The sequence below is a fragment of the Vibrio sp. E150_011 genome, assembly GCF_053544015.1.
The window spans coordinates 40,494-52,694 of record NZ_JBHFOL010000025.1; the positions used below are offsets into that span (position 1 = coordinate 40,494).

7 protein-coding genes and 1 pseudogene are annotated in these 12,201 nt (G+C 46.6%); 4 read left to right on the plus strand and 4 right to left on the minus strand.

Annotated elements, in window-relative coordinates; genetic code table 11:
- Positions 1-15: 15 nt before the first annotated feature.
- From cmoB to ACE1OE_RS22780, 4 genes are all read left to right on the plus strand, one after another.
- Positions 16-993 carry a tRNA 5-methoxyuridine(34)/uridine 5-oxyacetic acid(34) synthase CmoB gene (cmoB, locus tag ACE1OE_RS22765; protein ID WP_449212352.1) on the plus strand — a complete coding sequence of 326 codons (978 nt, stop codon included), beginning with the start codon at positions 16-18 and terminating at the stop codon, positions 991-993.
- Between the two features lie 150 nt (positions 994-1,143).
- The gene (locus ACE1OE_RS22770) at positions 1,144-1,878 is read left to right on the plus strand and encodes an ATP-dependent zinc protease family protein (RefSeq protein ID WP_372060864.1); all 735 of its coding nucleotides are present in this window, start codon (positions 1,144-1,146) and stop codon (positions 1,876-1,878) included.
- A gap of 54 nt (positions 1,879-1,932) precedes the next feature.
- On the plus strand, positions 1,933-3,438 hold the full coding sequence (locus tag ACE1OE_RS22775; RefSeq protein WP_449212353.1) for an inactive transglutaminase family protein: 1,506 nt from the start codon (positions 1,933-1,935) through the stop codon (positions 3,436-3,438).
- Positions 3,439-3,441: 3 nt separating this feature from the next.
- Positions 3,442-4,413, plus strand: coding sequence for an alpha-L-glutamate ligase-like protein (locus ACE1OE_RS22780; RefSeq protein ID WP_102471410.1), 972 nt, complete (start codon positions 3,442-3,444; stop codon positions 4,411-4,413).
- A 1,036-nt stretch (positions 4,414-5,449) separates the two neighbouring features.
- Here the strand turns inward: ACE1OE_RS22780 and mukB are convergent.
- The 4 genes and pseudogenes from mukB to ACE1OE_RS22800 all read right to left on the minus strand — a co-directional run.
- Positions 5,450-9,898: a chromosome partition protein MukB gene (gene mukB / locus ACE1OE_RS22785; protein ID WP_449212354.1), complete on the minus strand. Its 4,449-nt coding sequence runs from the start codon at positions 9,896-9,898 to the stop codon at positions 5,450-5,452.
- The gene (gene mukE, locus ACE1OE_RS22790; protein ID WP_449212355.1) at positions 9,895-10,641 is read right to left on the minus strand and encodes a chromosome partition protein MukE; all 747 of its coding nucleotides are present in this window, start codon (positions 10,639-10,641) and stop codon (positions 9,895-9,897) included. The genes mukB and mukE overlap by 4 nt, the downstream gene beginning before the upstream one ends.
- Positions 10,622-11,959 (minus strand): chromosome partition protein MukF, encoded by a 1,338-nt coding sequence (gene mukF / locus ACE1OE_RS22795; RefSeq protein ID WP_102471407.1) that lies wholly within the window; start codon positions 11,957-11,959, stop codon positions 10,622-10,624. The genes mukE and mukF overlap by 20 nt, the downstream gene beginning before the upstream one ends.
- A pseudogene (locus tag ACE1OE_RS22800) lies at positions 11,956-12,201 on the minus strand (tRNA uridine 5-oxyacetic acid(34) methyltransferase CmoM); the annotation flags it as partial. The pseudogene ACE1OE_RS22800 and the gene mukF, both read right to left, overlap by 4 nt.

Sequence of the window (12,201 nt, forward strand, 5' to 3'; positions counted from 1 at the left end):
CCTATCGAGATTCCCATGTTTAACTTTGCAAATTTTTACCAACTTATTGCCCAAGATACACGCTTACAGCCATGGTTGACCGTACTGCCACAACAATTGACTGATTGGCAAAACGCACAACATGGTGACTTCGACCGTTGGTTACGAGCACTGGCAAAAATCCAAGACGGCACGCCAGATCAAGTCGACCTTAAAAACAGTGTGAGCTTATCCAATAATGACGCGCTGCCAGTTGGAGAAATGAAAAAACTCGAAAGCCTGCTTCGAACGTTCCACCCATGGCGCAAAGGTCCGTATACTGTCCATGACATCCATATTGATACCGAATGGCGCTCAGACTGGAAGTGGGATCGAGTACTTCCTCATATTACCCCTCTAAAAGACCGCTCTATTCTCGATGTCGGCTGCGGTAATGGTTACCACATGTGGCGCATGCTAGGCGAAGGCGCACGCTTGTGTGTGGGCATCGACCCTTCTCATCTATTTTTGGTGCAGTTTGAGGCGATTCGTAAACTCATGGGAGATGACCAAAGAGCTCATTTGTTACCGCTCGGTATCGAGCAATTACCAGAGCTTGAGGCCTTCGATACCGTCTTTAGTATGGGTGTCTTGTATCACCGCCGTTCTCCGCTCGACCATTTGATTCAACTAAAAAACCAATTGGTCCCAGGTGGTGAGTTAATCCTTGAGACGCTGGTTATCGACGGCGATGAAAACGCCGTATTGGTACCATTTGATCGCTATGCGCAAATGCGCAATGTTTACTTTTTCCCATCTGCATTAGCGTTAAAGGTATGGCTCGAGAAAGTAGGCTTTGAAAATGTTCGCATTGTTGACGAAAACGTCACCTCTGTCGGCGAACAACGAACCACGGAATGGATGACCCATAACTCACTACCTGATTATCTAGACCCTAATGACCCAAGCAAAACAATCGAGGGTTATCCAGCGCCACGTCGCGCAGTACTAATTGCCGATAATCCAAGCAGTTAAATCGATTTTTGCGCGGTTTTTCTACGATCAATACCGACAAGTAATAACTCTGACGTAGCGCTGACAATAGGGAGTATCATACTCCCTATTTGATGCGTTAAAATTCGCGTCGACCCATTCCCACTGACCACTTACTATTTAGGATTTAAGATGTACAAACGCTTGGTACCGCTTGCCGCCATCGCTCTGCTCGCTGGCTGCACTTCCGTAAACCACCAAGAACTTCACCAAAGTACCTTAAACGCGATTGAGACCTCAGAGCAGCGCATTGATAATCGCCTGACCAATTTAGATTTACAAATTAGCAACCAAAGTGACTACATCGATAGCCTTGAATCCGAAGTGATTGCGCTCACCGAACGCATCGACACATTACAAAGCAATCAAGAAAGCGCTGTTGAAAAACTTGCAGAGCCCCAGAAACAACCTGCCCCTATCATTGCTTCTAATTCATCGAAGCCCGTATTGTTAGGTTCAGTGGAGAAGGTTGAGCTGGATGCCCTAAAACGCGGCTTTGACGCTCGTGTGGATACTGGTGCCGCAACCTCTTCATTAAACGCGGTTGATATTCAGGTATTTGAGCGGGATGGGAAAGAATGGGTCAAGTTTCATCTCATCGACGATCACGCTAAAGAGCAAGAAAAACGCTGGATTGAATCTCCAGTAGTACGCTACGTCAAGATTCGCCAACCAACAAATGACAAAGCTGAACGCAGAGCTGTCGTTCAATTATGGATTCGTGTCGGAAAAATCCATGAAAAAGCGCAATTTACATTGGCAGATCGCTCTCAAATGACCCACCCTATATTACTAGGAAGAGAATTCATCAAAGATATTGCTTTAGTAGACGTAAGTCAGCAATATATACTTTCTTCTAACGAATGAATCTCTTTTGAATAACACTTTCAGGGAAAGTAAATTACAATAATAAGGTTGTTTATGACTTCACGTATTCCATTTTTTTTATCAGTTGGCGTACTGATTGCAATAGGTATCGCGCTTAGCGTCTTAAGACACGACACCTACGGTGTGCCTTGGACCCCGGGCGAAGCTCGTCAAGTTTGGGATATTGAATCTCGTGTCGAGTTCAATGGAACGGGCGAACCAGCTAAAGTCTCCCTAGCCGCTCCCTATACACAAGACGGTTTCACTCTAATCAGTGAGTCAGCCTCTTCACCTGGTTACGGCATCTCTTATGTAGACACCGATGCTGGTCGACGAGCAGAATGGTCTATCCGTGAAGCTAACGGGCCACAAACGATATACTATAAAACACAGTTTTTAGTCGATGACCAAGCGGTTGCACAATCAGAGCCACCCACTGGCGACATGGTAATCCCAACCTTTGACGGCCCAGAAGAAGCCGCGGCGATTGCTCTAATTGATCGCGCAAATAGCCGCTCTTCTGACAACATCACCTTCACTCGCGAACTCATCAAAACCCTTAACGATGTCGATAGCCAAAACTCGGCACTTATCCTCAATACGATGAATAAAACCCAAGCGGCGGCTAAGCTGTTAGCGTTTGCTGAAGTTCCAAGTAAAACGGTTGGCGTGATTGAGCTAGAAGATGGTCGTCGTAGACAGTCGATTCAGCAAATGATTCAGGTCTGGGACGGCGCTAAATGGCAAATTTTTGCGCCCGAGTCTGCAGACGGTCTCAAAAAGAACAACCTACTGGTTTGGGATGCTTCAAACGTGTCATTACTTGACGTCGTAGGCGGTAAAGACAGTAAAGTGCACTTTACTATGATCGCTCAAGAAGTCAGCGCGCAAGAGGCAACAAACAGTAAAGTCGACTCTGATGGTCTATTAAATTTCTCTATCCACAGTTTGCCGCTCGAAGAGCAGGCTATGTTTAAGACCATTATGTTGATTCCGATTGGTGCGTTAATCGTTGTGTTATTGCGCGTTCTCGTCGGATTAAAAACATCGGGTACTTTCATGCCAGTACTGATTGCGGTCGCATTTGTGCAGACTCAGCTGGTCACTGGTATTGTGGGCTTTTTGCTCATTGTCGGTACAGGTCTTGTCATTCGTAGTTACTTATCCAAGCTCAACCTCTTGTTAGTCGCACGGATATCTGCCGTCATAATCACGGTTATTTTGATTATTTCCGTCTTTACCGTAGTCGCGTTTAAGATTGGCCTTACAGAAGGACTCTCTATCACGTTCTTCCCTATGATCATCCTGTCGTGGACGATTGAACGTATGTCTATCTTGTGGGAAGAAGAAGGCGTGAAGGAAGTCGTGCTGCAAGGCGGTGGCTCTCTAGCAACGGCTGTGATTGTCTATCTGGCAATGACCAATCCATACATCCAACATCTAACGTTTAACTTTATCGGTTTACAGCTGGTCATCCTTGGAGCGATTTTATTAGTCGGTACTTATACAGGTTATCGTCTAACAGAGCTTCGTCGATTCAAACCTCTAACGGAGGATTAATCTATGTTCGACAAGATTACTAGCCCGTTTAAGCTACGCGAGCGTGGCATTATGGGAATGAACAAGCGAAACCATAGTTACATTAGTAAATACAATGATCGCTCTAAGTACCCCTTGGTTGATGATAAATTACAGACCAAGATTATTGCGGAAAAAGCCGGAGCTACCACACCGGCTTTGATTGGCGTTATTCGCAGCCAAGCCGAAGTAAAGAAAGTTCATAAAATGGTCAAAGAGTGGCCAGGTTTTGTTATCAAACCCGCTCAAGGCAGTGGTGGTAAAGGTATTCTGGTGATCATTGACCATAAAGATGGGGTGTACACCAAACCATCAGGGGCAACGATCAACGAGGTCGATGTTGAGCGTCACATCAGTAACGCGCTAGCAGGTTTGTTCTCTTTAGGTGGCAAAAATGACGTAGCGGTCGTCGAGAACCTCATCAAGTTTGATGATTGCTTCGACGGCTTTAGTTACGAAGGTGTGCCTGATGTGCGTATTATCGTCTTTCAGGGCTACCCTGTTATGGCCATGATGCGCTTGTCGACCTCGATGTCAGACGGTAAGGCAAACTTGCACCAAGGCGCCGTAGGGGTTGGTATAGACATTGCCACTGGCAAAGCCGTTCGCGCAGTTCAATACGATCAACCTGTACTGCTTCATCCTGATACAGGAAAAGAGTTGTCTCAATTGGTGGTTCCGCATTGGAAGCGCTTATTGACGCTTGCCTCCAGTGCCTATGAGATGACAACGCTCGGTTACATGGGCACAGACATGGTGCTCGACCGTGAAGAAGGGCCAATGGTGCTCGAGTTGAATGCTCGACCAGGGCTTGCTATTCAGATAGCGAACGGCAGCGGATTGCTTCCACGCCTTCAACACATCGAGTCACTGGGAACGCCAAACCCATTCGAATACCCTTCTCCGGAAGAACGAGTCGAGTACGCGGCGAAGATGTTCGGTCACCCAAACGACTAACAAACTAAACAAGAACGGTGAGTTTTATACTCACCGTTTTTTTTGAGCAAAATACAGGTACTACTAATCGATCACTTCATGCTTACACTAGTTGTCGCTTACAGACGAGGGTCGCCCAAAGCGTGTGAATCACTTAAATAGACACGAATGACACCAGAATAGGTTCACAACACGCTGATGAAGATCCCCTTTTTCAAGGGGATGACGGTTAGTTTTATTTGTGAGATCACTAACATGCCAGAGTTCATTCTACGCTGGTGAAGACTAAGCCGACTCATTTCTGAGCAGTGACTTCCTAGCTGATCGCTTTTCACCCCCCTATTACGCCTTTATGCTCGTGCAGACGAGGATCGCCTAAAGCGTGTGGCTCACTTAAATAGACACGAATGACACCAGAATAGGTTTACAACGCGTTGATGAAGATCCCCCCTTTTTCAAGGGGATGACGGTTAGTTTTTATTTGGGATAGCACTAACATACTAGAGTTCAATCTGCGCTGGTGAAGACTAAGCCGACTCATTTCTGGGCAGTGAATTCCTAGCTGATCGCTCTTCCCCCCCTATTACGCCGATATGCTCGTGCAGACGAGGATCGCCCAAAGCGTGTGACTCACTTACATAGACACGAATGACACCAGAAAAGGCTCACAACACGCTGATGAAGATCCCCTTTTTCAAGGGGATGACGGTTAGTTTTTGATATTGTTTTGGTTCAGTGAGCGCTGTCGGTAGATTCCTTTCTTCAAAGAAATGACGAATTGTTGGATGTTTTCGTTCCTGATTAAGGCTAGCTTTTGTCTGGAAAGGTTTTTGAAATTTAGGTTTAAATACGTCTCTGCTGACCCACGAGAAGTAGAGTGTCGAAATCACTCTAAACCGATACCGTCTTATACGAACGGAAACAACCCCGTGAGCACTCTTCAGCATCGCCCACAGAACGATTATCACACTCATTGAATAAGGTTAAAGAGTGACAACAAAAAAGAGGCATGACACTTATCGTGCCACGCCTCTTTGTATCTATATCCAATTAGATCTTAACCTAAGATCTGCTCTTCAAGCTCTTTTATCTGTTCTGCTTGCTTATTCTCACCAAACCCTCGCAGACCAACGACGTGTACATGCTCGTGATCTTTAAAGACCTTACGAACGAGTTTATACGTTGTACCCTTCTCTGGGCTGATGTTTTCAGGGGCCGCTATCAATAACTGCATGCCTTGACGATCACATAGCTCAAACAAGGTAGCGATAGACTTCGCATCTAAACGCGCCGCTTCGTCCAAGAACAATAACCGGCAAGGAACAATGTCCTTGCTACGTAAGCGTCTCGATTCTTCTTCCCAGCTTTGTACGACCATCAATAGGATAGATTGGCCAGTACCAATGGCTTCACCTGTCGACAACGCACCAGACTCGGCTTGCAACCAACCATCGGACCCACGGTTCACTTCAACGCTGAGTTCGAGATAATTACGATAATCAAGAAGCTCTTCACCTAATACCTGTGGCGAACGTTGTCCCATATCGATATGTGGATTAACGCGCTGGAACAATTTCGCCATAGCTTCAGAGAAGGTATAGCGCATGGTTTCAAACAAGTCAGTATGCTCACGCGTCAATGCCTCGAGCAGCTGCTCATGGCTTTCACGAACTTTCACGTTGAGACGCACACCCTTGACTTGCCCAAAGTGGATATTGGATAAGCCTTGATTGAGCATTCGAATACGATTTTGCTCTCGTTGGATGGTCTTTTTAATGATGCTAGAGACAGAATCTGAGCTCAATGCAAGACGGTTTTCACGCTGTGTCAGTTCTTCAGTCAGTCGAGCAAGCTCCACTTCCATCTCTTCAATCGCTTCTACCGGATCATCGGTGCGAATAATATCTTGGCGAATTCGTTCACGTAAGTGTTGATAAACTGCGATATAGAATAAGACCTTACGCTCAGGCTTGGCATTGTCTTCCGACAACCTTAGCGCATCACGTAAGTTTTCATTATCAGCAACCGCTAAACGTAGCGCACCTAGCGACTTATCCGACATAGAACGCAGTTCATTTGCGCTAAGATAAGCCAATTCACGACGATGCAGTCGACGTTCTACATCATTTTCTTTTGCTAGACGTAGGACGCTGCACCAACCCGCCTTGGCGGCAACCACATAAGTGCGCAGTTCAACATACTCTTTTTGAGCCTTTTTCAGGCGCTTCACCAGCCCCTTCATTTCGAGCTCTGTCGCTGTCATGGTTTTTTCATACTCGCTTTTACGAGTACGTGAGGTTTGCAGCGCTAAATGCAGCTCTTCACGACGCTTTTCTGCACGCTCAAACGCGGTTTCATCCGCAACCACACCGTAGTCTTGCAACTCAACCTTAAATTCTTGAACGGTTTCTTGCTTCGCTTGATATGAACTTTTCAGCGAGGCCATGACTTGGTTGTATTGATTCGATTGTTCTTGAGCTTGTTTCAACCCATCACGCAGGCGACCACGAGCGGCTTCTGCTTGAACCAATTTAGCCTTGAGTTGCTCACTCAATTCGCTGCTTTTACTTAGCATCTCAACGGAATCTGCATAAGCGAAATGTGGACGACGCTCTACCAAATCAGCGACGGCAAAAATCTGACCTTTCAGGGTCTGCAGCGCGACATCAAGTCTGTTGTACTCACCTTCTAGCGCATCAAACTGTTCTGGATCGCTATCCAACGCATTCGACACTTCCGCCAATTTAGCAAGCACCGCTCCATGAACAGAGACAAATTGCTTCGCTGAATTCAGTTCTTCAATACGAACCTGTAAGGTTTCAAAGCGCTCAACAAGCGTCTCATCAAATAACATGTTCGCTGCCATGGTAAGACGGTCAAGTAACACAACCGTCTGTTTGGCTTGTTTAAATTGTGAGACCACACTCTGTTCTTGTTGCTTCAGATCGTTGTTCTGACGATTACATTGCCCTAATTGCTCACGCAATACGGCAATCGCCTGCTCAGGATCCTCGTCAAAAGCGAGCTGCATGTGTTCGGCAACAAACGCATTGAACGCTTGATAAAGTCGTTGAAGTTTCTGAGCATCAAACGCAGCTTTTGCATGTAACTCGACGGTCTCATCTCTTTGCTCACGCAACAACTCTAAACGCTGATCACGCGCAGCGCGTCCAAACAATGGAATGGTTGGAAAACGTGAATAACGCAGTTGGCGTTCATTTAACTGAACGCAAACCGCGCCGCCGAGTTCGTCTGCATCAAAGGTGCTGTCATCAAATGCATCAATATCACCTTCAATGATATAGAGGTCTTCCGGACAATCATCCAGCTCGACTAACTTTTCTTTAATGCCGTCTAGGTTTGAGACCACAATAGCGTGACGAGCTGGACCATACATGGCACTAAAATACGGGGCGTCATCTAAGGTAATATCGTCATAAATCTCTGACAATAGAACGCCACCTAACGTATCGGCTAATCCCTTGAGACGAGGATCGTTTGAACCACCCGGCGAAGCCAGGCGCTCGATCTCTCTTTCAAGCTCTTCACGTTTGATCGCTAGTGTGTCTCTAGAAGACGCTGTCTGGCGTTCAGATTCATTGATCTGTTGCATTGAGGCGATCACATCAGAGCGGTCGACCAACTCTAGCGCCGATTGTTCACGTAATGCTTCTAAGGCGTTAAACGAGCGAATCCATTGTGGTGCGTGCGCTTCTAACTTCGCGATGTCAGCACTGTAGGTTTGTGCTTTCTGTTTTGTATCGCGCTGCGTATCTTTTAGCGTTTCAAGCTGTAGTTCTGTTTCCAGTACGCGTTCGCGCTGACTTTCTGACTCAAGTTCTAAATCGGCTTCACTGTTAATGACGACGCCTTGCTGCTCGACATCGGTTAGCAACTGCTTCGCTTGCTGCTGCTGTTCCATTGATTTCTCAACATCACGATACTGAGCGCGCAGTTGATTTTCATCTTTTAGCGTTTGCTGATGTTGGTTGAAATCTTTCATCAACCCTTTCGCGACACTTGACGCTTCAGCACGGCTCACGTTAGCCACTACCTGTTTGACCAACGCCAGCGCAGACTCGAATTGTTGCGCGGCTGCCGACGATAAATCGACACGATGCTTAAGCTCAAGCAGGGTGGTCGTGGTCGTGGTTTCTTGCGCTTTTAATGCCGTAAGCTGAGCCGCGGCCGTGCTTTCATCAAGATCAACTTGACCCAACAACTGGCGAGCTTTCTCCAGCGCTTGCACGGCTTGTTGATACTGCAAAGTTCGTGTTTGCTGAACATCAAGCGCTTGTTGGTAATCAGCGAGTTGAGTCTTAAGGCTATCCACCTCTTCCTCAGCTTGAACACTTTGTTCTTCTGCGATGAGTTTACGCTCTTGCGCTTCCTCAACCACCATCACCTGCTCTTCTAAACGCTCGCTCAACTCTTCAAGATCTTCCTGATAGCGAGCAATTTTTTCTTGCTGGCGTAGGGCGTTTTGCACCAGTTGTAAATGGTCTTGCGCCGCTTGATGGTCTTGTTCTAAGCCAGCCTCACTTTCCACCAGCATGGTCAACGCCTGCTGAACGTTGTTGAGCAATTCGTTTTGAGAAATAAGACTTTGACGCGAACCAAATAATTCACCACGCAGCGCCAGTGTTTGCTCTAGCTTATTACGCCTTTCATTTGCATGACGCATGTAATCAGCCGCCACGTAATTCGTTGACTCGGTGATCAGATGTTTAAACAGATCTCGGTCGGCTTGTGTGGTTTTGATCGCCTCTAGGGTCATGCGGTTTTCACGCAGCGCTGACTCCATATCTTGGAAGGCTTTCTTCACCCCACCATTCTGCGGTAATAGATAATCACGAAGCGAACGAGTAATCGCGCTTGAGATCCCGCCGTATAATGAGGCTTCAATTAATCGGTAAAACTTAGAGCGGTCGCTGTTATTACGCAACTTTTTCGGCAATACGCCGAAATCAAACATTTGCGAATGGTATTCAACAATCGAGCTGAAGGCTTTGAATTGAACGCCTTCCATCGCACTCACGACTTCTTTGACTTCGTTGATCTGGCGAACGCGAGCATGGTTGTCTGACACATTTTCGATCAACACATCGGTCGGTTTAACATGACTTGGCAAACCCTGAATAACAAAGGGCTTGATATCCACTTTCTTATCGCGACCCGCGACTTGCTGCAGCTTAACCACAAACAAAATGCGTTGATTTCGTGAATTCACCACGTCCAGCGCTGAATAACACGTACCCGGCTGTAGTTTTCCGTAAAGCCCTTTGTCACGCGAGGCTTGGGAGCTCCCTGCTTCTGTGGTGTTTCTAAAATGCAGTAAGCTTTGATCCGGGATTAATGCCGTAATGAACGAGGCCATCGCCGTCGATTTACCAGCACCATTTCCGCCGGATAAGGTGGTTACAAGACCGTCGATATCAAACGTACGAGCAAAGAACCCGTTCCAGTTGATCATGGTCATTGATTGATACTTGCCTCTTTCAATCATACGTCAGCCTCGAATTGTCCTTGCTCGTTTTCGTTGTTACTTAATTGCTCATCATTACTGGTCGATTCTTCGCTAGGAATCAAGCTTTGTTGCATAGGCGCTTGAGAGTGAGCAACTGCTTCACCATCTCGAATCAAGCGAAGTTGTGCATCTCGCATATCGTCACCCAACCTCACGTCTGCACCAAACCTGAAGACCGCTTCGCTGATACGAAACTTGCCAGTATCACCGATAGAAATCGTCATACCTAAACGGCGTAAACGACGAAGAGACGTTTTCACCTTATCAAACAGTTTTTCTTTATCGAGATCAGAGCCGGTCGCGCGATTCGTTACGAGACGCATTAGTTTGGTTTCATCTGCCAATGATAGAATCTCTTCGTAGAGTTCTTGATTGGTGAAGATACCTTCATGCGCAAGACGCTCAGGGCTCAGATAAAGGAAACACAGTACTTTACCGACTAGCATATCGAGCTCTGAAAGCACGCTTCGTCCAATCAACGTTGTAGAACGTGGTCTTAGGTAGAAGAAGCCTTCTGCGGCTTTCACCAGTTCGGTGTTATAGCGTTGATAGAATGAGGCAAGCTCTACTTCAAAATCACAAAGTAATGCGTGGTTGTCTAGGTCTTCCGACGAGACGTGTCGCCCTGCTCGAAGGGCACTATCGAGTGCGGGGAACAGGGGATTAGTGATTGCTTTTGCCAGTTTCTCTGACATGTATTCGTCAATATTTGTCGATGACATTTGCTTGTACCTTTGCGCCAAAATCGTTGATCGCTTGCCAGTCGGGCTGAATAGCCGCGTAGTCAGATTGTGAATAACCGAGTCTGACGGCTTGATCGATCACGATTCTTGCTAAATCAAAATGATGTGTTTGAGGATGGGCGGTTAAATAGTCTCTTAGCACTCGGCCTAAATCGATGGCCGCACCACGTTCTCTGTGCACTTTCAACATCTCAGCGATGCGCTCTGCAAGCTCATCATTCACTTGTTCAAATTCTTCGTATTCGACGTCTAATGGTACGGCACCCGTCACTTCTTCGTTACGCAGTACGAGGGCATCATCACGTAGGTCTGACAGTTTCTCAGCGTCAGCGTAGGTCAGATACCAAGGCGCATCAAAATAGTCCGTGACCGATTGGCGTAACCGTTGGCTAAACGCTCTGTTTTGGTCCATATCAATCGCGGTTCGGATGAACTTGTGCACATGACGGTCGTAGCCGATCCAAAGATCGATGGCCTGCTGTCCCCAGCTAATAATGCGGTCAAGCTTCATTTGAAGCCCAAACAGTGCCTCACCAACAAATTCGAGCTCATCATCACCGTAGACGATCTCTTGAATATCAAGAATCTGGGTTTGTAGTTCATCACCAGCTGCCTGCAGCGTATCTTGCAATTCTCTAAGATTCGCAGACGTTTCTGATAGCAATGATTCACAGTTATTGATCGCCTCTCGCCAGTCTTTATTTAGTAGCTCTGCGATCTGCTGCTTCACTAATTGCTGCTGTTCATCCATGACACGTTGGTTAAGATCAATCTGGTCGAAAATCTCCCCAACCGAATACTTTAAAACGCCAAAGACATTTTTACGCCAATGACCAACCGTGCCACCTTCTTGCGCAGACACAATGGCCTTCGCCATCTCATCAGCCACCATAGACAGCTGAATCGATAAACGTAGCTTAGAAAATTCGCGATGTCTGACGTAATAGTCGGTAATACCAATCGCCAATGGACTCAAGCGATAAATGCTCGCCCCATCGGTCACTTCACTGGTAAAACGACTCATGAGCTTCTGTTTTACGAGCTCATTAATCGCATTATTTGCGCGGAATGCAGATGCATCACCGGTCTCATCAAACTGCTGGGTTACGATCTTGAACGCGTCATGCAATTCTCCTTCGCCCAGCTCTTCATCAAACCTTTCGTTACTCAAAACTGCGATAGAAATGAGAAACGCCAACCGTTCTGTTGACAGATTTAATGAAAAATCATGCTGTTTAACCCATCCGACAAGTTCGTCAATAGGTTTGTCTCCAGCAGGAAGAGCGTGTTCACTCATGATCTTTCCTGTTCATTTTTTTGTGCCCATACATGAATATATCGACCCATAGAGAGATAAGGCTCTTGCCGACACAGCTGCTGCTCTAACTTCAGAACCTCTTCAGCCGTGTAATCTCCCATGTACTGCATATTGCCGATGTAATCACTAAATGAGCGAATGCCAGATTTACCATGAATCATAAATCCCGCTTCCTCAATCCACTGATACACCTCGTCTGGCTTCAACCCCTGTTGCGGCTG